At 73.1% G+C, this 20,064-nt stretch carries 16 protein-coding genes and 1 pseudogene; 7 read left to right on the top strand and 10 right to left on the bottom strand.

Translation table 11 applies throughout. From position 1 onward, the window contains the following. Window positions 1-25: 25 nt before the first annotated feature. The 6 genes from AB0E77_RS15335 to AB0E77_RS15310 form a co-directional block, all read right to left on the bottom strand. The gene (locus AB0E77_RS15335; protein WP_361570345.1) at window positions 26-1,195 is read right to left on the bottom strand and encodes an AAA family ATPase; all 1,170 of its coding nucleotides are present in this window, start codon (window positions 1,193-1,195) and stop codon (window positions 26-28) included. 32 nt (window positions 1,196-1,227) lie between these two features. Next, window positions 1,228-6,411: a hypothetical protein gene (locus AB0E77_RS15330; RefSeq protein ID WP_361570023.1), complete on the bottom strand. Its 5,184-nt coding sequence runs from the start codon at window positions 6,409-6,411 to the stop codon at window positions 1,228-1,230. After that, the gene (locus AB0E77_RS15325) at window positions 6,408-7,262 is read right to left on the bottom strand and encodes a DUF4132 domain-containing protein (RefSeq protein WP_361570021.1); all 855 of its coding nucleotides are present in this window, start codon (window positions 7,260-7,262) and stop codon (window positions 6,408-6,410) included. Before AB0E77_RS15325 ends, AB0E77_RS15330 begins: the two co-directional genes overlap by 4 nt. Window positions 7,263-7,335: 73 nt before the next feature. Beyond that, complete coding sequence (locus AB0E77_RS15320) at window positions 7,336-8,418, bottom strand: MerR family transcriptional regulator (protein WP_361570020.1); 1,083 nt, start codon at window positions 8,416-8,418, stop codon at window positions 7,336-7,338. Between the two features lie 88 nt (window positions 8,419-8,506). Further along, a complete protein-coding gene (locus AB0E77_RS15315) occupies window positions 8,507-9,163 on the bottom strand; it encodes a maleylpyruvate isomerase N-terminal domain-containing protein (protein ID WP_361570019.1) in 657 nt (218 codons plus the stop codon). A gap of 61 nt (window positions 9,164-9,224) precedes the next feature. Further along, window positions 9,225-10,418 (bottom strand): phospholipase D-like domain-containing protein, encoded by a 1,194-nt coding sequence (locus AB0E77_RS15310; RefSeq protein WP_361570018.1) that lies wholly within the window; start codon window positions 10,416-10,418, stop codon window positions 9,225-9,227. A gap of 190 nt (window positions 10,419-10,608) precedes the next feature. On the opposite strand from AB0E77_RS15310, the gene AB0E77_RS15305 reads away from it, so the two are divergent. Further along, window positions 10,609-11,139: an SRPBCC family protein gene (locus AB0E77_RS15305; protein WP_361570016.1), complete on the top strand. Its 531-nt coding sequence runs from the start codon at window positions 10,609-10,611 to the stop codon at window positions 11,137-11,139. Window positions 11,140-11,178: 39 nt separating this feature from the next. Here AB0E77_RS15305 and AB0E77_RS15300 read toward each other — a convergent pair whose 3' ends face one another. Together AB0E77_RS15300 and AB0E77_RS15295 are read right to left on the bottom strand one after the other, a co-directional pair. Continuing rightward, window positions 11,179-12,042 carry an LppX_LprAFG lipoprotein gene (locus AB0E77_RS15300; protein ID WP_361570014.1) on the bottom strand — a complete coding sequence of 288 codons (864 nt, stop codon included), beginning with the start codon at window positions 12,040-12,042 and terminating at the stop codon, window positions 11,179-11,181. Between the two features lie 346 nt (window positions 12,043-12,388). Further along, entirely contained in the window at window positions 12,389-12,874 is a 486-nt protein-coding gene (locus tag AB0E77_RS15295; protein WP_361570009.1) for a MarR family transcriptional regulator, read from the bottom strand. 133 nt (window positions 12,875-13,007) lie between these two features. Here AB0E77_RS15295 and AB0E77_RS15290 point away from each other — a divergent pair, with 133 nt between their 5' ends. From AB0E77_RS15290 to AB0E77_RS15275, 4 genes are all read left to right on the top strand, one after another. After that, window positions 13,008-14,180, top strand: coding sequence for a PP2C family protein-serine/threonine phosphatase (locus AB0E77_RS15290; protein WP_361570007.1), 1,173 nt, complete (start codon window positions 13,008-13,010; stop codon window positions 14,178-14,180). A 122-nt stretch (window positions 14,181-14,302) separates the two neighbouring features. Then, entirely contained in the window at window positions 14,303-15,199 is an 897-nt protein-coding gene (locus AB0E77_RS15285; RefSeq protein ID WP_361570341.1) for an STAS domain-containing protein, read from the top strand. Then, complete coding sequence (locus tag AB0E77_RS15280) at window positions 15,196-15,615, top strand: STAS domain-containing protein (protein ID WP_361570005.1); 420 nt, start codon at window positions 15,196-15,198, stop codon at window positions 15,613-15,615. Before AB0E77_RS15285 ends, AB0E77_RS15280 begins: the two co-directional genes overlap by 4 nt. Beyond that, complete coding sequence (locus AB0E77_RS15275; protein WP_361570003.1) at window positions 15,615-16,058, top strand: ATP-binding protein; 444 nt, start codon at window positions 15,615-15,617, stop codon at window positions 16,056-16,058. Before AB0E77_RS15280 ends, AB0E77_RS15275 begins: the two co-directional genes overlap by 1 nt. Window positions 16,059-16,155: 97 nt before the next feature. On the opposite strand, the pseudogene AB0E77_RS15270 reads toward AB0E77_RS15275, so the two are convergent. Both AB0E77_RS15270 and AB0E77_RS15265 read right to left on the bottom strand, forming a co-directional pair. Further along, a pseudogene (locus tag AB0E77_RS15270) lies at window positions 16,156-16,621 on the bottom strand (MarR family transcriptional regulator); the annotation flags it as partial. Between the two features lie 130 nt (window positions 16,622-16,751). Beyond that, on the bottom strand, window positions 16,752-17,378 hold the full coding sequence (locus AB0E77_RS15265) for a dihydrofolate reductase family protein (RefSeq protein WP_361570001.1): 627 nt from the start codon (window positions 17,376-17,378) through the stop codon (window positions 16,752-16,754). A gap of 514 nt (window positions 17,379-17,892) precedes the next feature. Between AB0E77_RS15265 and AB0E77_RS15260 the strand changes: the two genes are divergently transcribed. Both AB0E77_RS15260 and AB0E77_RS15255 read left to right on the top strand, forming a co-directional pair. Beyond that, entirely contained in the window at window positions 17,893-19,452 is a 1,560-nt protein-coding gene (locus tag AB0E77_RS15260) for an APC family permease (protein ID WP_361570000.1), read from the top strand. A 131-nt stretch (window positions 19,453-19,583) separates the two neighbouring features. Beyond that, the gene (locus tag AB0E77_RS15255) at window positions 19,584-20,060 is read left to right on the top strand and encodes an NUDIX domain-containing protein (RefSeq protein ID WP_361569998.1); all 477 of its coding nucleotides are present in this window, start codon (window positions 19,584-19,586) and stop codon (window positions 20,058-20,060) included. The last annotated feature ends 4 nt before the right edge of the window (window positions 20,061-20,064 follow it).

The raw sequence follows: 20,064 nt of genomic DNA, 5'->3' as shown, positions 1-20,064 counted from the left end.
GAGGGCGGGAGAAGGGACACGGCGGTCAGGCCTCCAGGACCGTACGCAGGTCCCACAGGGTGCGCCAGGTCGCCGAACCCTGCTCCGCGCGGCGCCGCACCGGACCGTCCCAGTAGCCCCGCAGCCGGGCCGCGTCGGCGGGATCGTCCTTGCGCACCACACCGAGGAGATGCCCGGGCAGCAGGCCCAGCACGTCGCGGTCGCCGGGGAAGTAGGCCGCCGCCAGCCCGAGCGCACCCGCGACGGACACGGCTTCCGCGGTGCTCATCACGGTGGACGGCCGCTCGACCTCCCAGCCCTCCGCCGACCGGCCCTCGCGCAGGTCGCGGAAGGCGACGACCAGCGCCTCCAGCACGGCGTCGTCGACCCGGAAGGGCGCCCCCGCCCGTTCGACCGCGGCCCGCGCCTGGCTGCGGACCAGCGAAGTCTCCGCGTCCAGGTCGGGGATGGGACCGACGGTCTCGAAATTGAAGCGGCGCTTGAGCGCGGCGGACATCTCCGAGACGCCCTTGTCGCGCAGGTTGGCGGTGGCGATGAGGTTGAACCCGGGCGCCGCGTGGGCCAGGGCGTCGTCGGTGCCCGACAGTTCGGGCACGGCGATGCGCCGCTCGGAGAGCAGGGAGACCAGGGAGTCCTGCACCTCCGGCAGACAGCGGGTGACCTCCTCCACCCGGGCCAGGGCGCCGCGGCCCATCGCGGTCAGCACGGGAGAGGGCACGAGCGCCTGCCGGCTGGGTCCCTGGGCGAGCAGCAGCGAGTAGTTCCAGCCGTACTTGAGCTGGTCCTCGGTCGTGCCGGCCGTGCCCTGCACGACGAGCCCGCTGGTGCCGCACACGGCGGCGGACAGCAGTTCGGACAGCAGGGACTTCGCGGTGCCGGGCTCGCCCACGAGCAGCAGGCCGCGCTCCCCGGCGAGGGTGACGACACACCGCTCGACCAGCGCCCGGTCGCCGACGAACTTGCCCTCCACCGCCAGCCGGCGCGGCACCCCGTCGGGCACCTCCGCGTCGTCGGGCAGCCGCAGGGCCCGGCCCTCGCTGCCCATGACGAAGGTGACGACGGCCCGGGGCGTGAGCCGCCAGGCGGGCGGACGCGGGCCCGCGTCGTAGGCGGCGAGGAAGGCCAGTTCGGTGGCGTACCGGTCCTCCGGCGGCACGATCTGGCGGACGGGGGCGGGGGACAGAGCGGTGGTCATCGACGGGTCTTCCAGTGGGCTCGGAGCGGTGGTCATCGGCGGCGGCCCTTGCGTGCGGGCCGGGTGACGAGTTCCTCGTAGGCGGGCGCGTCGCCGGAGCGGACGCGGTCCCAGGCCCGGGCGAACAGCTCGGGCACCGGCAGCAGCGGCACGGCCCGCAGCCCGCCCCGCACCGGGTAGAGGCCCTCCTTCCACGTCTCCACGGGCAGCGCCGGGGACTTGAGGTCGAGCCAGCCGCAGGGCAGGAACAGCGTGCGGCCGGCGCGGGGCCGCTTGGCCTCCACCACCAGGTCCGTCGCGGCGAGTTCGGCGCGGGCCTTCTTCAGACGGGCGGGCTTCCAGCCGGTCCAGCGGGCCACGTTGCGGTCCGTCGGATCGGGCAGGGCGAGCAGCTGGAGGTAGAGCGCCGCGGCGTCCTCGCCCAGGCCGTGGGCCCCGGCGACCTCGGCGACGAGGTCCGGCGCGCCGACCGCGGGATCCTGGGCGTAGCCGACGGGCCCCTCGGGTTCCTGCCCGGCGGCGACGGCCCGGGCCTGCTCGTCGCCGAGAAGGGTCCGCAGCGCCCGCAGCCCCGTCGCCCGCGAGGGGCCCACGAGTCCTTCGAGCAGCCCGAGGACGGCGTCGTCCGGCCCGGTGAGGCCGGCCGGGCGGATCAGAACGGTCTCCGCGTCCCCGTGCCAGGGACGCAGCGCGAGCGCCTCCCCGACCCAGGTCGTGCCGTCCACGTCGGCGCCGCCCGTCTCGGGCAGCCCGTAGGCCTTGCGCACCTCGCCGGCGGTGTACCCGCCCTTCTCGGTCCACCCGATGTTCACGTCGAGAAGCAGCCCGGGGTCGGCGACGCGGCGCCGCAGCGCGGCCAGACCGTCCGGCAGGGCGGCACGCAGAGGGTGGCCGTGGGGCAGGGCGTAGGCGAGCGAGCCGAGGGCGGCGACCGCGCCGGTCAGGTGGTGGCTGCCGGGCAGCGCGGCGGGGTCCGCCGCGGCCAGACGGCCCTCCTCGTCCGGCCGCTGCACGGTCGTGCGGGCGATCCACGCGGTGCGGGACGGATTGAGGACGGACTCGGCGTACGCGGTCGGCAGCCCGTCGAGGCAGGCGGCCAGGTCCTCGGGCACGCGGACGAGGTCGCCGAGTCGCTCGGCCCACACCCGGCCCGCCGTCCGCGTGTCGGGCCCGGACGTCCACAGGTCGGCCGGGTCCCCGGGCAGCAGGGCGCCGATGAGTGCCGCCCGGTCCTCCTCGGTGAGCGAGCCGAGCATCCCCTTGGCCGCGGCGAACTGACGGGGCTTCAGGCCGGTGACGGCCAGTGTCCCGGCGCCCGGGTCCGCCGGATGCCCCGCGAGCAGTACCGCGGCCTGGACGGGACCCAGCGCCCCGCCCGTCGCCTCGGCGAGCGCGGCCGGTGCCTCGGCCTGCCAGGGAGCGGCCTCCTTGTCCCGGACCAGCCGGACGACGGCGGTGAGCTCGTCGGCCGTGAGCGCCGGGGTGCGCCGGCGCTCACGCTCCAGGGCGAAGTGGGCGATCGCCCCGAACCGGCCCGTCGGATCGTGGTCGAGGGCGAGCCAGTGGACACGGTCACGGGCGTAGTCGGTGCTCTGGCAGGCGAGGACGACGACGGTACGGCCGTCGCGGCGCAGCACCTGCCCGACGCGCTGCCCGTTGTCTCGCGGCTCGCTCAGCACGACCTCGCGCAGGGCGCCACCGGGCGCGGTGAGGAGTCCTTCCGCGAGCGCCTCGAGCAGGAGCAACAGGGCCTCGCGCTCGGCGGCGGGCAGGGCCGGCGAGGCGGCACGGTAGGCGAGCGGGCGCAGCACGGCCAGCAGCGGCGGCCAGAGCAGGCCGGCGCCGGGGACCGTGTGCTCCTCGCTGCGCCACCCGTCGCCCAGGGCGGCGAGACGGCCGGGGTCGGGCAGCTTCCTGCCGTCGGCGGGCTTCCCCGACAGCACGTGGTTGACCGCGCGGACCTGACGGAGCGTCTGCCACTGGTCCCGGCCGCCGTAGCCTCCCCACAGCCCGGTCAGGCCGGAGGTGGCCTCGCGCAGGATCTCGTCGGTGCCGTGCTCGGGGCGGTAGTCCGCGAACATGCCCTCGATCAGCCGGCGGTCCTGCTTCGGCTTCTGCACGGGCGGCGTCGCGAACGTGGTGGCCTGTGCGGCGACCTGGAGCGTCGTGCGCACCAGGCCGACCACGCCGGTCAGCATCCGCTCGTCGGTGAGGCCGGGCAGCGACCGGGACACGGCCCGGCGCACGGCCTCGTCGGCGCTCGGCACGACGGGCCGGCCGTCGGCGTCCGCCGCCGTGCCGGAGCCACCGGTGCCGCTGGGGTTCCGGGCGCCGGCCGTGCCACCGGCCGCCTGGACGGGACTGTCCGTCGCCTCGCCGGCCCGGGCCGCCGCGGCCACCTGGGCCTCGCGTTCGGCCAGCGCCTCGGCCGCCTGTGCCAGCACCTCGGCCGCACGCTCGTCGGTGAGGGACCGCAGGACGGCCGACGCCGCCTCGTCCCGGGGCCGCAACGCGTGCCAGAAGGCGACCGGCGGCACGAAGCGCGTGCCCCCGGCGAACGTCCCGCCCCGCTCGTTCGGCGTGACGTGGCCGAGCTCGCCGCCCGCCGTACGGTCGTCCGGCGCGAACAGGGAGATCCTCCGGTGCGTCCGGGCCACGACCGGCTCGGCGCCCCCGGGCAGCCGCAGCGCGCCGAGCGGCACCGCGCGCGCCGCGCCCCGTGGCGTGCTCAGCGTGACGGTGCGTCCGTCGGGCGTACCCGTGGTCGTGCGCAGTTCCTCGGTCTCGTCCTCGGCCCGCACCCAGCGGCCGACGACGCTCCCGTCGGTACCGAACGGGCTGCTCTCCAGGCCGGGCTGCAGAGGCAGCGTCTCGCACTCGTCCTGCAGCAGCGTCGCGTCGTCCCGGATGCCGGAGCGCAGGAAGGCGGGCAGGGAGGCGCGTCCGTGGGTGCCCGTCTGCGGGTCGTACTCCAGCCACACCCGCTGCCGTCCCTGCCTGCCCTGACGCCAGAACAGCGTGCCGTCCCCGAGGACGGGACGGCCGGCGGGCAGGACGGTGTCACCGGCGTGCAGGGTACGGCCTCCGGTGACCCGGCCGCCGCCGGGCAGCGGCAGCGAGGGGGAGCCGGCGTGGTCGCCGTACCACCCGTGGACCACGCGCTCCCCGGAGAGCGTGATCACCTCGGCCGGCCGGGACGACCAGTAGCCGCACTGCTTGCCCTCGTGCCACCACACCACCAGCAGCTCACCGTCGGTGTAGCGGAACTGCGGGCGCTCCCAGCGCCTCAGGACGACCGGTATCCGCAGCTCGTGCTCGAGCACGACGCCGTCCGGACCCACGACGAGCGCCTTGGTCCCGCGGGACAGGATCAGGAAGGGCCAGGCCTCGTTCACGGTCAGCGTGTTGTCGCGGTCCTTGCGCGTCTCGGCGTCGAGCAGCCGCAGCGCCTCGTCGAGCGCGGGCCAGCCCAGCTCGTCCAGGACGCCGGCCCGCAGGGTGCGCCCGAGCAGGGGTGCCGTCGCGTACCCGGCGACCCGGGCGACGGCCTCGGGACTGACGCGCGGGGCCACGGCACGGAAGGGGCTCAGCCGGTTCAGCGCCGCGCGGGCACCGGGCAGGCCGGACGCGCCGGCGAGCTCACCGACCGCGTCGTCCAGCCACTCGCGCAGCACGTCGCCGAGGACGGGGTGTTCCGCGACGCGCTCCAGGGCCCGGGAGCCGTTGCGGTCGCCGCCCACCGCGCCGACGGCGTGCAGCAGCAGGGGGCGCAGCCGGGGGTCGGCGGCCACGGCGGCCAGGTCGCGCCGTCCGGGCCGGTCGGAGAGCACCCACTCGTTCAGCCTCATGTGGACCTCGGTGCCGGGGTCCGGGAGGGCCAGGGGGACGTCCTCGGCGGCGCACAAATCGAGCAGGTCGACGTCGACGCCCGTGTGCCGACGGCCGCTGAACAGGTCCACGGGGCGTTCCTCGGCGCGCAGCCGGGGGGCCATCCGGGCGACGAGGTCCAGGGTGGCCGGCGAGCGGTCGCTGACGGTGCCGCCGTGCTTGCGGTGGGCGGCCCACCGGGTCAGCCAGTCGGCGGCGTCCACGCCCTCGGACGCGTCGGCGCCGGCGGTCCGGTCACCCTCTCCTGTCTCTCCGGTCTCGTCGCCCTCGCCGGTGAGCAGCCGGTCGGCGCCGCACTCGGTGAGCAGCTCCAGCCAGAACTCGTCGGCCTTCGTCGTGCGGTCCAGCCCGGCCGGCATGATCTCCAGCAGCCGGGCCCGTACGTCCGGCCGCTGTACGGCGAGGACGGTCAGGGTGGTCCGGTAGGCGGTCCAGAAGGAGGCGGGCGCCCGCACCGCGGCCGGCGAGGCGATCAGGTCGGCGACCAGTGCGGCCTCGGCCTCGGCCCGGGGAAGGCCCGCGGCCTTGACGAGCGCCCGGGCGTCCTGCGGCAGCGACGCGTACGGCGGCATGCCCGCCGCGCAGCGCTCCACCGTCAACTGCCGGAACTGGTCCCAGGCCTCGGCGCCGTCGAGCCGCGCGGAGAGGTCCTTCACGTGCTGCTTGAGCGCCTTGACCGTCAGGGCCCCGGCGAAGGCGAACTCCAGGAAGACGGCCCGCTGCCGCTCCTCGTCGACGGCTAGCGCGTGCACCCGCTCGGCGTCGCGGGCCTTGCCGAAGAACGCGCCCGCGTAGGTGGTGTTGTCGTGCTGGAGGAAGATGCGGGCGGCCTGCTCGTAGAAGGTGGGCAGGAAGTGCGGAACGGCACGGCCGAGCCGGTCGCCGAGCTCCTCGAAGCCCTCCTTGGCGGTGCCGGGACGGGACTTGGCCTGCCGGGCGAGCCGCTCGACGTCCTTGACCAGGGCCAGCGCGTGGTGCCCGTTGGCCGGGTCGTTGACCAGGGCCCAGGCCGGGAAACCGAGGGTCTCCCGGCGCACCTGCCCGACCTCGGGCGTCTCCGCCTCCCGGGCCAGCCCCAGGAAGTCCAGCGCGAGGTCCTCGGCGTCGCCGAGCGTGCCCGGCACCAGCCGGACGACGCTGCGGTCGCCCAGGGCGGGGTGCGCGTAGGTGCGGACCGTGAGGGTGTCGGCGTCCTCGCGGCCGGTGCTTCCCGGCGGCAGCACCGCGCCGGCCTCCAGGAGGGCGGCGGCCGTCGCGTCGTCGTACCCGCCGGAGCCGGGGCCCGGGGCGGCGGACAGGGAACCGCCGGCGTCGTTCGTCCCGTTCATGCCGCCCGCTCCTCGTCCTCGATGTCCCGCCCGGCGTACAGCGCCGCGGCCATGCGCATGCCCTCCGACCAGGCCACGGGCCCGATCCGGCCGAGCTTCAGCACCTGCCCGGCGGCGTCGGTCCACATCAGGGGTCCGGTCTCCGTCTCCTCGTAGCCCTCGTAGTCGCCGACCCAGACCCTGGCCTCGACGGCGTGGCCCTCCTCGCGCATGGAGCAGACGGAGTATCCGCCGCGCACGCGGTAGCCGAGCTGGGTGACGCGCCCGTGCAGGAAACGCAGTTCCCTGAAGGTGCCGCCCGCGTACTCCTCGACGGAGACGGCCTCGGCGTCGAGTCCGGCGGGCCGGTGCCAGACCTCGCGGAAGAGCTGCTGGGCCCGCTGCTCGACGCCGAGTTCGACCGCGAACTCCCGCAGCTCCTCCAGCTCCTCCAGGAGCACCGGGTGCGGAAGGCGGACCAGGGCGGGGGCGATGCGCACGGTGTCGCCGTCGAGGTCGACGAGGCCGAGCCCGCGCTCGGGGTCGGCGTCCCGCAGGAACCCGGCGACCTCGCCGTCCGCCCCGGTGACCACGAGGTCGTGCAGGGCGGACCGCCAGGCCGGATCGGGCCACACCCGGGTGAGGACGTCCAGGGGAACGGGCAGCGACCGGACCATCCACCGCTCCACGTCGGCCAGGCACTGGCGTTCGTGCCGCTCCAGCCACTCGGCGAGCTGCCGCAGCCCGACCACGGCCGGATCCTCCGCGAGCTTGGCGGGTACCGACTTCAGCCGCCGTCCGGCCGCGTTGCGGCACACCACCTTCCCGTCGTCCAGGGCGACCTCGTAGTCCCCGGCCGTCACCCACCCCATTCGTGCCTCCCCGCACCGCAGTGATCAAGTGCTGGGAACTCTAGGACAGGCCACTGACAACGCCGCCCGCCGGTCAGCTGTCCAGGCGGACCGGCATCAGCAGGGAGAACGTCTCCTCGTCGTCGGTCCGGCGGATCGCGAGGGGCGCGTTGGGCGCGCCGAACTCCAGGACCAGCCGGTCCCGGGCACCGGCGGCGAGCGCCTCCAGCAGGAACGTGCGGTTCACGGCCACGCGGTCCGGGGCCTCGTCGGCGTCCCCGCAGACGGTCACCGTGTCGTCGTCCGCGACGTGCAGCAGGCTGACGTCGTACGGCGCGCGGTCCGGCCCGTCGGTCTCGTCCGGGCGGACGGGACCGCTCTCCAGGGCCCGCCGGAACGCCGGGACATCGACGACCGTACGGCGTCCGGAGGGGAGTCGGACGAGTCGGCGGTAGTCGGGGAAGTCGTGCGGAAGGCACTGGCCGGCCGCCTGCCCGTCCCCGCTGTCGAGCATCACGCGGTCACCGTCCACCGTGAGCCGTACGGGTTCCTCACCGGTCAGCAGCGCACGCATCGCGTCGACGAGCGGAGCCGGCACGACGGCCTGTACGCGGGGCCCGTCGTGCCCGGCCGCACCGAGACGCGCCACGGCGAGCCGGTACCGGTCGGTGGCCACGAGGCGCAGCGCACCGTCCTCCAGGTCGAACAGGACCCCGCCGAGCACCGGCAGTTCGGGGTCGGTGCCGGACGCGAAGCGGACCGTGTCCAGCGCGGCCGCCAGTTCGGGCGCGGGGACGGACAGCCGGACGGTGGCGGTACGGAGCGACGTCATGGGGTTCTCCCTGTGATCGAGTAGGGCGCGGAGCGTGGAGAACTCGTCGCGGGCATCGGACAGCCCCTGTTCGAGGCGGCGCAGATGCGCCTGGAGGAGGGTCCGCACCAGGGCGGCGTCCGGGCCGGCCCAGCCCGCCAGCACCAGCCGGAGGTCCGCGAGCGGCATCCCGGCCCGCCGCAGCCTGGCCAGCACCCGGGCCTCCTCCACCTGTTCCGGCGCGTACCACCGGTAGCCGCTCACCGGATCCACCCGGGCGGGGACCAGCACACCGGCACGGTCGTAGAACCGCAGGGCGCTCACGCCCAGGCCGCTGTCGCGGGCCGTCTCCCCGATACTGCGCATCTCGCTCTCCACGCCGAAGACTCTGGGCCCTTGACCAGGTCGAGGGTCAACTCCCTCCTTGCGTACCCCCGTCCCGTCCCCGTCCGGGTCAGCCGAGCACCAACGGCAGGCGCGCGCCGAGCCCGCCGAGTGCGCCCTCCTCCGCGCGGGTCGGTGCCCGGCGCCCGGTGCCGACGAGCAGCGCGTCCGTGTCGGTGAACGACGCCGGGAAGGCGGCGCCGGCGATCCTCTCCAGCGCCGCGCGGGAGTGGGCCAGTGCCTCCGCGGGCGGCCCCGGCACCTCCGGGAGGTGCGCGATGAGGTCGAGGTGGTGCAGCGTCCACTCCAGGACGTACGCGGTCAGGTAGTCGCCGGCCGTGAGGACCTCGCCCTGCGTGCTCACCCGGGCGCCGGGGTCGGCGAGCCCGGCGGCGCGGCCCGCGGCGGAACCGACGTCGTCGAGGTGGAACGCGAGCAGCCGCGGGTCCTCGTACGCGGCGGCCAGCCGGACGATCAGCGCGTCGAGGGGGTCGTCGCCGGTCGGCGGCCGGTCCCCGGTCTTCCAGTAGGTCACCGCGTCGACGGTCGGTTCCGCATCGGCCGGGGTGACGAGGGTGATCAGGACGTCCTGCGCGTCGATGACCAGATGGCACACGAGGTCCCGCACCAGCCAGCCGGCACAGCCGGAGGGCTTCGCGTAGTCCTCGTCCGGTAGCCCGGCGACGGCGGCGCGCAGCGCCGTCCAGGAGTGTGAGAAGAGATCCACGTCCGCAACGTAGTGCGGGGCCGCGAGCACGGACAAGCCGCGCGAGCCGCGCCCGGGACGCCTACAGGAACCGCCGGACGGGCAGGACCGCGGCCTCCTTCACCCGCTGCAGCGCGGCGCGGCGCTTCCAGCGGGCCCGGTCGATCGCGACGCTGCGCTCCAGGTCCGCGTCGAAGTCCCGGTCCAGACCGGCCGTGAACTCCTCGTCGAGCACGGCCAGCATGACCTCCTCGTCGTGGTCCATGGAGCGCCGGTTGAAGTTGGTGGAACCTATCAGCGAGGCCACCCCGTCCACCGTGATGATCTTGGCGTGCATCATGGTCGGCTGGTACTGGCGGATCGACACGCCCGCGTCGAGGAGCCGTGCGTAGTGGTACTGCCCGGCCAGCTGGCAGGCCCGCTGGTCGGTGTGCGGGCCGGGCAGCAGGATCTCCACCTTCACCCCGCGCCGGGCGGTGGCGCACAGCAGGCCGATGAAGTAGGCGTCCGGCGCGAAGTAGGCGGTGGCCAGGCGGAAGCGGTGCTCGGCGGAGGTGAGCATCACCCGGATCAGGGTCTGCATGTCCTGCCAGCCGAAGCTGGCCGATCCGCGCACCACCTGGACGACGGAGGTGCCGGGCTGCGTGTGCTCGGTGAACCGGTCCCGGTCGTCGTAGAGGTCGTCGTGGCACTCGGCCCAGTTCTGGGCGAACGCCGCGGCGATCCCGTCCACGGCGGGGCCCCGCACCTTGACGTGCGTGTCGCGCCACTCGTCCGGGTTGCGGGCGTCGCCGCACCACTCCTGGGCGATGCCGACGCCGCCGGTGAACGCCGTGTGCTCGTCGACGATCAGCGCCTTGCGGTGGCAGCGATGGTTCTGCTTGAACGGCGACAGCCACAGCGGCTTGCGGAACCAGGCCACCTGCACACCGGCGGCGTCCATGCGGTCGAGCAGCTCCTGTTCGATCTCCTTGGCGCCGAACCCGTCCAGCAGCAGCCGCACCCGGACCCCGGCCCGGGCCCGGTCCGCGAGGGCGGTGGCGAAGTCGTCGGCGACGCTGCCCCGCCAGTACACGAAGGTCATCATGTCGACCGTGTGTTCCGCCGACCGGATCGCCGCCAGCATGGCCGGGAAGATCTGGTCGCCGTTGCGCAGCGCGGTGAGTTCGTTCCCCTCGGTGGCGGCGACGCCGATCAGCCGCTCCAGACGGCGCCGCAGCCGCTGCGCACCGGTCGGACCGGCACCGTCCCGCTGTTCCGGCGTGCTCGTGCGCACGGGCGCTGAAGCCTGGTCCGGCATCGTTCCTCCACCTGCCTGTCTTCCGCGGACGTCCTGCGCCGCCGGGGCCCGGGAAGCTTAATCCGTACCCGGGCCACCGCCAGCACGGACGGTGGCCTCGGCTAGCCTGCGAGCCACGGCTGCCGCGGGCGCCGGCCCGTGCGGGGGCGGAGACGGAGGGGACGACATGGGTTCTGCGGAGCTTCCACAGGTGCGGTGCGAGGTGCTGGTCCGGGCGGCCGTGGCGCGCGTCTGGGACCTGGTGACCGACATCCACTTGCCTGCCCGGCTCAGTCCGGAGCTCCAGCGGGTGGCCTGGCTCGACGGCGTGCCGGGTCCGGCCGTCGGCGCGCGCTTCGAGGGGCACAACAGTCACCGTCTGCTGGGGGAGTGGCGCACCGTCTCCCAGGTCGTGCGGCTGGAGGAGCACCGGGTGTTCGCCTGGGCCGTCCTGGACGCCGACGGCCGCTTCGGTGAGCCGACCCTCGACCCCGCGCGGGCGCTGGCCTCCTGGTGCTACGAGCTCGAGGCCGACGGCGACGGCACCCGGCTGCGCCAGACGGCCGTGCTCGGGCCGGGGCGCAGCGGCGTCACGCTCGCCGTCGAGCGCATGCCGGACCGGGAGAAGGAGATCGTCGCCATGCGCCTGGAGGAGCTCCGCGCCGGGATCGAGGGAACGCTGCGCGGCATCGAGGAACTGGCGGAGCGGGCCGGCTGAGCCGAGTACGGAGCAACCGGCCCCTGCACATCCGGGCGGTCAGTTCTGGGTTCGGCCGCCCTGTGCCACCTGGTCCGTCACATCGGTCACCTGGCCGGCCGGCGGGGCCTCGGCGTCGACCTTCGTGCCGAAGTCGGAGAACTCCATCAGCGTGCTGACCTTCACCTGGGATGCGACGCCCCCTTCGGGCCGGGCGGAGGCCGGCGTCTTGAGCGCCATCTCGATCTGCTGGCGGCGGATGCGGCCCTCGTCGTCGAGCCAGATCTGCATGGGCAGCGTCGGGCCGATCTGCTTGCCGAGCTGTGCGCCGCCGGGAAGCTTCGCGACGTCGATCGACACCTTGTAGTGCGTGGTGTCGACACCGTTGATCTCCTCGGTGCCGACCTCGGAGACGTCCTTGTCGGTGACCGCCTTGGCGTAGGCGGCGGACTGGGCGGGGTCACCGATCTGCTGCGGGTTCGCGCCCTGCCGGCCGGCCACGCGCTTCAAGTCGATCTTCATCCAGGACTTGCCGCCGGAGGCCTTCGGGTCGGGTGCCTTCTGATAGAGGACCTGGTCGACCACTCGCTGCTCGATGCTCTGGCCCTCGGCGGTGATGGTCATGGTGCTGTCTCCCTCGGCCAGGTCGAGGGCGCCGCGGCCGTCGGCGGTCACCGACTTGCCGTTCGCGTCTGCCTTCACCTTGATCGTCATCTTGGCGGTCTCGGCCTCGGCCGTTCTGTCGTAGGCGTTGCGCACGGCCGTGGTGTCCTGCTGCCGGCTTCCGGCGGAGCTGCTCGCGCTCGTCGAGGCGGTGGATCCGTCGGCCGCCGGTTCGCCGTCGTCACCGCAGCCCGTCAGGGCGACGCTCCCCATGGCGACGGCTGTCGCGATCGCGCCCGCCTTCATCCCCCTGCTCCTCATGCGTGTTCCTTTCTCTCCTCACGATGGCCGACCGTCCGGTTCGTGGCGTCGGCTGTCGCCGCGACTGCCCGGCGGGTTCACGAACACGCCTGGGGGACGAAGGGTTGGCTCATTTTCGATATCTCCGCACAACTGGTGCAGAAGATGCGCTTCAGGGGGTAGCCGAGCCACGGAAAGGGCTGCCGAGCAGCGTTGTTGCCGTTTGACAACAATGGCCTCGAGGCAACGGGGTGGCCGTGTCGGACTGCGGGGGAGGACCAGGAATGCTCCGGTGGACGGAGACCGCTCCGTGCGCTGGTCGCAAGTGGCCGCGGGCGGCAGTGGCTCCGGTGCCGCGAACGGTGGTTCAGGCGGTCCGGCTGCCGGAGTCCGAGACGCCCTCGTGCGTCTGCGCGGCCGCGGCGGCGCAGAAAGCCTCCAGCCCCTCCAGCAGGGCGACCCGCTTGCCGGCGGGCATGTCCGCCAGCACGTTCCGCAACTCCCTCTCTCTGCGCGCGCGCAGGTCGGCGAGGAACGCGCGGCCCCGGCTGCTGAGGTGCAGCCGCACCTCGCGCCTGTCCGCCGGACTCGGCACCCGCTCGACGAATCCGGCCGCATGCAGCCGGTCGCACAGCCGGCTGGTGGACGGTGGCGTGGACGCCAGCAACTCGGCCAGGGTGCGCAGGTTGATGCCGTCGTGGTGTTCGAGGATGTGCAGCACGCGCAGCTGGGACGCGGAGGTGGGCGCCGTGGAAGCCCGGCCCCAGACGACTTCCAGCAGCTCAACGGCCGTCGTGGTCACACGAGCGACCTCGTCGGGCTCCGGGCGGCGGCGGAAGGCAGTCACGATCACACTCTCGCAGGCACTGGGGTGCCTGCCAGCGTACTAGGCGCACGCGCTGGTCACGCATGACTCGGGCCACCCGACGCGACTCCGCGAGCGGAGTGGGCCCGCTATTCGGCGAAGGACAGGTGCATTTCTCATCATGAACAGATTTATGGTCGCTGAACGTGCTCTGCGTACAGCGGCTCCCCACGAGTTGCTCGATGCCATCCGTGCCGTACTGATCGACCAGTACGGCGCGGAGGACGTCGAGCTCTTCATGGCTGACTACGGCCTGACCGTGCTTCAGCCTGTCTCCGTACTGCCGCACACCATGGAACCGGTGTCCGTGCACAACAGCGCGGCAGGCCGGGCGTTCGGCTCGCAGAGGCCGTACTGCGAGGAGACCCGGGACGGGCGGGCACGCCTGCATCTGCCGGTCGCTGTGCGCGGCGACCGGCTCGGTGTGCTGTCCGTCACCCTGGCCGAGGCGGACGCCGCGCGGCAGTGGGAGGCCGAACTCGCCGAGATCGCGGACGTGCTGGGGCACGAGGTGATGGTGGCGGAACGCGATACGGACCTGTATCTGCAGGCGCGCCGCAAGGACCGGCTGACCCTGGCGGCGGAGATGCAGTGGCAGTTGCTGCCCGGCCGCTCGTGCTCCCGCCCCGAGTACGAACTGGCGGCTCAGCTGGAGCCCGCCTACGCCATCTTCGGCGACAACTTCGACTGGTCCGCCACCGCCGACCACCTGATGCTGTACGTGACCAACGGCATGGGTGAGGGCATGGAGGCGTCGATGCTGACGAACCTGGCCATCAACGCCCTGCGCAACGCCCGACGCGCCGGCATCTCCATCGCGGATCAGGCCGCCCTGGCCGACCAGGCCGTCTATGCCCACTACCAGGGGCGCTGCTACCTGTCCGTCCTCATGTTCGACTTCGATCTGGCCGCCGGCCGTGCGAGCGTCGTGGACGCGGGCTCGCCGGAGCTGTGGCGACTGCGGGGCGGCACCGTCGAACGCGTCTCCTTCGACGCCCAGCTGCCGCTGGGCATGTTCGAGGAGACCGACTACGTGGTGCAGGACTTCGACGTCGAGCCCGGTGACCGGCTGGTCTTCGTCAGTGACGGCGTTCACGCCGTGGTGTCCCCGAAGGGAGAGGCGTACGGGGAGGCGGCCCTCGCCCGGGCCGTCCACTCGACCCGCTTGCTGCCTGCCGCCGAGGTGCCGCGCGCGATCCTGCGGGAGCTGACCGGTCATCGCGGCGAGGCCGCACCGGAGGACGACGCCCTGGTCGTGTGCCTGGACTGGCACGGACGGCCGCCGACCGGCTGACGGCCGGGGCGCAGGGACGTGACGATCGCGTGCAGGCCGCCTCATTGCGGCGTGTCAATATTTGCCATGAGGCAATAATTGCCTCATGGCCCAGGTGGGTCATGAGGAGCAACAGGGAGACGATGCAGGTGGCGGAGCACGACAATGCCCTTGACGTGACGCAGGACGTGGCCGAGTTCCTCGAACGACGCCGGGAACAGATTGCCCAACGATGGGCGGACGCCGCGCTGTTCCGCACGGTCTTCACCGTCTCGAGGGACGAGGCGGTCGAGGCCTGCAAGTCCGTGGTGGACGCCCTGGCGGACGTGGCCCGCAGCGGGCGGCTGGAGGACGCAGGGGCTCCTGGCTTCGGCACCGTGCGGGACCAGCTCGGCCGCATGTCCGCCTCCCGCAGCCGGGCCGGTGCCCGCCCGTCGCAGATCGCCGACGAGGTCGCCGGCCTGCGCGAGCCGGTCGGCGCGCTGATGCGGGACGAGTTCGAGGAGCCGGTCGGCGAACGGGCCCACGCGTGCCTGCTGGCGTTGACGGTTTTGATGGGCACGCTTCGTCTGGTGGTCGTGCAGACGACGGTGAGCGCGGGTGAGGAGCTGATCGCGCGCCAGCGCGAGCAACTGCTGGAGGTGGCCACCCCCGTCATCAAACTGTGGGAGGGCATCGTCGCCGTGCCGCTGATCGGCACGCTGGACAGTGCCCGCAGTCAAGTCGTCATGGAAAACCTGCTGGAAGCGATCGTGGCTGAACGGTCCCAGTACGCCATCCTCGACATCACCGGGGTCCCGACCGTCGACTCGCTCGTCGCCCAGCACCTGATGAAGACGGTCGCCGCGGCCGGTCTGATGGGCGCGGAGTGCATCGTCTCCGGAATCCGGCCCGCCATCGCCCAGACCATCGTCCACCTCGGCATCGACCTCGGCCCGGTCGTCACGCGAGCCACCCTGGCCGATGCCCTGGCCTACGCGCTCAACCGGCAGGGCATCGTCGTCTCGCCACGCCCGGTTGCGGGAGCGAACCCGCGGTGACCGGCCTCCTCGCCGCTCCCACGGCGTCCGTGCCGGTGCTCGCGCCGGGGGACGTCCTGCTGGTCGCGTTCCAGGGAGAACTGCACGACGGAGCGGCCGAGCAACTGCAGTACGACGTCGCCCACCGCATCGCCTCCGGCCCGGCACCGGTGGCCGGCGCCGTGATCGACATCTCCGGCCTGGACATGGTCGACTCCTTCCTCGGCCGCGTCCTGGCCGAGATCGCGGCGAGTGCGAGCCTGCCGGCCACCCGGACCGTGCTGACCGGCATGCGGCCCGCCGTGGCCAGCACCCCCAAAGAGCTGGGCCTCACCCTGCCCGGCCTGGTGACGGCCCTGGACGTGGACGCGGCACTGTCCTTGCTGGACCGGTCCCCTCGGCCGGCCCCGCCCGCTCACCCGGAAGAGGGTGCGTGATGCATGCCCCACTCGTCCCGGCCGCCCGCCTGCCCATCGGCTCGGACGTGGATCTGGGCTGGGTACGTCAGCAAGTGCGTCAGGCCGCGGCAGGCCTCGGCTTCGGCCTGGTGCAGCAGACGAAACTGGTGACCGCGGCCAGCGAACTGGCCAGGAACACCTTGGTGCACGGCGGCGGAGGGCACCTGGAGATGACACCGCTCGAGGACGGCGCCGCTCGCGGGCTGCGGCTGTCCTTCATCGACGCCGGACCCGGCATCCGCGACGTCGAGCTGGCCATGACCGACGGCTACACCTCCGGCGGCGGCCTGGGGCTGGGCCTGAGCGGGGCCGAGCGACTCGTCCAGGAGTTCACGCTCGAAAGCCGTCCCGGCCAGGGCACCACCGCCACCCTCACCGACTGGGTCGCCGGCTTCCCCCCGGTCCGCGCGGGGGCGTCATGAGCCGGGACCGAAGGGCACCCGAACCCGGACGGCACGGGCGTCTTCGCGTTCGGAGCCCGGTCAGTCCTCGGGCCGTCCCCGTGTCCCGAACGCCGCGGTTCCGTGCGGCCAGAAAGCCCGGCAGGCCGCGGTGCAGCGCTTCCCGGACGGGCCGGTCCATGGCCGCGAGCACGGCGGCCGGCGCGCGTGCCCGGCGCCACGCCACCTCGTCCAGCATCTGCCGGCCGTGTCCGGTGAGGCGCAGTTGCACCTCACGCCGCTTGCGCGGATGCAGCACACGCTCCAGCGGACCGGCCGCCTCGATCCTGTCGCACAGCCGGCCGGCGGTCGGCAGCCCCATCTCCATGCGCTCCGCCAGAGGTGAGGTTGAGGCCCGGCTCCGACTCCAGGAGGCGCAGGGCCCGCAACCGGTGCGGAGACAGGCGCGTGCTCGCCCCCTGAGCCGCCACGGTCCACAGAGTCGTCAGAGACTCCACGGCGTCGGCGATCTCCGGCGCGAGGGCAACGTGGTCACCGACTGATCCGCCGGCCGAGTCGTCCCCGGAGCCACTGAGGCGAGTCACGAAGGCATCACTTTCAACCATCACCTGCCGGCACGAACACACCGTCCTCACCTCCACGCGGTACCCGAAGAGTCACCGGTCAAGCACCACCGACCCTGCCGAGTGCGGGACGCGGTCGGACGTCGGCGCCTCAGGCCCGCCGCGGTACGCGGTAGGTCACATGAGTCACCAGGCTCGCCGGCCGCGACGTCACCTGCTCCAGCGCCACCGGTGGGACGCCCTCGAACAGCCGCGTGCCGGCGCCGAGCACGAGCGGCACGATGTGCAACCGCAGCTCGTCGATGAGGCCGGCGGCGAGGTACTGGTTGACGGTGGTCGCACCGCCGTGGACCAGCACATCACCGTCACCGGCCGCCGCACGTGCCCGGGCCAGCGCCGACGCGATGCCGTCGGTGACGAAGTGGTATGTCGTTCCGCCGGCCATGGGCTGCGCCTCGCGAGGGTGGTGGGTCAGCACGTACACCGGCGCGTGGAACGGCGGATCGTCGCCCCACCAGCCGTTCCACCGCCGGCCCCATTCACCACGGACCGGGCCGAACATGTTGCGTCCCATGATGAACGCCCCGGCGGCGGACAACCGGTCGAGCTCGGCCCGGTTCTCGTCGGGGGTGTCGAACATCCAGGCGTGCAGGGCGGCGCCCGAGCCGTCGCCGCCGTCCTCACCGAACGGACGTTCCTCGGATTGGTGGAGCCCGGCCGAGTACCCGTCGACCGAAACCGTGATGTCGCAGATCACCTTGCCCGTGTGCGTGGTCATCGCTGTGTCCTTCGCGCTCGACACCGGACGAACGTAACGGTTCCCGCCCCGCATCCTCACTCTCAGGCCGGAAGCCCGGGCCTTCGACGGGGCCTCGCTCGGCCCCTTCGCGTCGAATGCCCGGGCGACGGCGAGGCCGTCCTCCTGGACATGGTGCCGGGCCCGGAGCAGGGCCGCAGCGGCGCCCGTCGTCAGGGTCGTGACCGCCGTGCCGGTGCTGCTCCCGATCCACGTCGTCCGGAGGCTGCCGCGACGGACACGCGACCGGCAGCGGGGTCAGATGTGACGCGGATCGCACGGAATCCTCCGACCGTCGTAAATCGGACAGCGGTGCGGTAACCGAATATCGGACACTCGCCGCTCACACTTTGAAACTATCGATCAAGGTTTGCCTTCGCCTTGGAAAACGAGGTGAATCTGCCGTCAGGTGGCATGAAAGTCAGGTCATTGGTGCACTCTTTACCTCACCTCAAGTGATCGCACCACGGAAAACGCAGGATTTAACGTCTTGTTCATGACTCAGCTGGACACGCGTTCCCCGGCCACTGCCAAAGACGGCGGGGCACCCGCCGACGGCATGCGCAGCAAGGGCCTGGGCGGCAACAGCGTGGGCCTGCTGGGCAGCGCGGTCATCGGGGTGTCCACCGTGGCCCCGGTGTACTGCCTCACCTCGACGCTCGGCTCCACCGCCGGCGAGGTCGGCGTGCAGATGCCCGCCGTGTTCCTGGCCGGCTTCCTGCCGATGCTGCTCGTCGCCTTCGCCTACCGCGAGCTGAACAAGGCCATGCCCGACTGCGGCACCTCGTTCACCTGGACGGTCAAGGCGTTCGGCCCGCGCGTGGGCTGGATGTGCGGCTGGGGCCTGGTCATCGCCACGATCATCGTGCTGTCCAACCTGGCCGGCGTGGCCACCTCCTACTTCTGGCTGCTGGCCGGCGAGATCACCGGCAGCGACTCGGTGGCGGGGCTCGACGGGAACAAGGCCGTCCACATCGTGACCTGTCTGGCGCTCATCGCCGTGGCCACCGTGATCAGCTATCGCGGCATGACGGCGACCAAGGGCCTGCAGTACACCCTGGTCGCCCTGCAACTGCTGGTCCTGGCGGTCTTCGTGGTCATGGCCTTCACCAAGGCCGGCGGCGCGGACTTCCCCACCTCGGCACACTTCTCCTGGTCGTGGCTGAATCCGTTCGCCGTCCAGTCCTTCGCGGCGTTCACGGCCGGTCTGTCCCTGTCGATCTTCATGTACTGGGGCTGGGACGCGTGTCTCACCGCCAACGAGGAGACCAGCGGCAGCAGCCGTACGCCGGGCCGTGCGGCGCTCGTCGCCATGACCGTGCTCGTCGGCTCGTACCTGCTGACGGGCGTCGCGGCGCAGATGATCGTGGGCTCCGGCGACCAGGGCCTCGGACTCGCCAACCCCGGCACCTCCGACAACGTCTTCGCCGCCCTCGCCGGCCCCGTCATGGGCCCGGTGCTGGGCGTCGCGCTGTTCGTCGCGGTCCTCGCGTCGGCCGCGGCCAGCCTCCAGACGACGTTCATCCCCGTGGCCCGCACGGTCCTCGCCATGGCGACGTACGAGGCGCTGCCGGCCTCGTACGCCCGGGTCCACCCGCGCTACCGCACCCCGGGCCGTGCCACGGTCACCGCGGGCGTCGCGACCGGCGTCTTCTACACCGTGATGACGCTGGTCAGCGAACACGTGCTGGTCGACACCATCTACGCCCTGGGTCTGATGATCTGCTTCTACTACGCGCTGACGGCCTTCGCCTGCGCCTGGTACTTCCGTGCCGACCTGCTGAGGTCCGGACGCGATCTCGTGTTCAAGGGCGTCTTCCCCGTCCTCGGCGGAGTCCTGCTCGCGGCGGTCTTCACCAAGACGCTCGCCGACATGTGGGACCCGGCCTACGGCAGCGGATCGTCCGTGTTCGGCGTCGGCTCGGTGTTCGTGATCGGCGTGGGCCTGCTCGCCCTCGGCGTCGTGATCATGAGCGTGATGCGCCGGCGGAGCCCCGCCTTCTTCCGGGGCGAGGTGCTCACGAAGTCGACGCCCGCCCTGGTCGCCGAGGACTGAGCCGCGCCCCCGCCGGGGCCGTGCGGCGCCGTCCGGCAGGATGCGGGCGGTGCAGGGCCGGGTGGCATCGCCGAGCACTCCCGGCACCCGCGACTTGATCGGCATTTCCGGCACCGCATACCGTCAGGACGGTGGAAGCGACGCTCCGGCCCGCGGCGCGGGTCATCTGCCTGGACCCCGCCCACCGCCTGCTTCTCCTGCGCTGGCGGGACCCGGTCGAGGGGACCTGGCTGTGGGAGCCGCCCGGTGGTGGGCTCGAGCCCGGAGAGACACCACTCGTCGCGGCACGGCGTGAACTGGTCGAGGAGACCGGACTCGATCCCGCCGCCGTCCTCGGCCACTCGGTGCTCGTCGACCGCGATGTGCGCTGGAAGGGCAGGCGGTACACCGGCACCGAGCACTTCTTCGTCGCCCGGTTCGCCGAGGAACGGCCGTCCCTGGTGCGGACCGGCCTGCTCCCCGACGAGCAGGTCAACCTCGGCACGCACGCCTGGGTCGCGTGGTCGCAGCTCGGCGCGCTGCCGGATCCGGTCGAGCCGCCGCAGCTGCTCACCGTGCTCGGCACCCTGGTGCCGGACGGCCCCTGGCGCGGTCGCGAAGGCGGATGAGGTC

This window comes from Streptomyces sp. NPDC032940, assembly GCF_040636935.1.
In the GTDB taxonomy this organism is placed as follows: domain Bacteria; phylum Actinomycetota; class Actinomycetes; order Streptomycetales; family Streptomycetaceae; genus Streptomyces.
This window is presented reverse-complemented; position numbering and strand designations above follow the sequence as displayed.

Bases quoted from the DNA above. Each gene is read 5' to 3' on its own strand.
- AB0E77_RS15305 (WP_361570016.1), top strand. From the start codon at position 10,609: ATGGGTTCTGCGGAGCTTCCACAGGTGCGGTGCGAGGTGCTGGTCCGG.
- AB0E77_RS15290 (WP_361570007.1), top strand. From the start codon at position 13,008: ATGAACAGATTTATGGTCGCTGAACGTGCTCTGCGTACAGCGGCTCCC.
- AB0E77_RS15325 (WP_361570021.1), bottom strand. From the start codon at position 7,262: ATGGGGTGGGTGACGGCCGGGGACTACGAGGTCGCCCTGGACGACGGG.
- AB0E77_RS15330 (WP_361570023.1), bottom strand. From the start codon at position 6,411: ATGAACGGGACGAACGACGCCGGCGGTTCCCTGTCCGCCGCCCCGGGC.
- AB0E77_RS15320 (WP_361570020.1), bottom strand. From the start codon at position 8,418: ATGCGCAGTATCGGGGAGACGGCCCGCGACAGCGGCCTGGGCGTGAGC.
- AB0E77_RS15275 (WP_361570003.1), top strand. From the start codon at position 15,615: ATGCATGCCCCACTCGTCCCGGCCGCCCGCCTGCCCATCGGCTCGGAC.
- AB0E77_RS15260 (WP_361570000.1), top strand. From the start codon at position 17,893: ATGACTCAGCTGGACACGCGTTCCCCGGCCACTGCCAAAGACGGCGGG.
- AB0E77_RS15265 (WP_361570001.1), bottom strand. From the start codon at position 17,378: ATGACCACGCACACGGGCAAGGTGATCTGCGACATCACGGTTTCGGTC.
- AB0E77_RS15285 (WP_361570341.1), top strand. From the start codon at position 14,303: ATGCAGGTGGCGGAGCACGACAATGCCCTTGACGTGACGCAGGACGTG.
- AB0E77_RS15300 (WP_361570014.1), bottom strand. From the start codon at position 12,042: ATGAGGAGCAGGGGGATGAAGGCGGGCGCGATCGCGACAGCCGTCGCC.
- AB0E77_RS15335 (WP_361570345.1), bottom strand. From the start codon at position 1,195: ATGACCACCGCTCTGTCCCCCGCCCCCGTCCGCCAGATCGTGCCGCCG.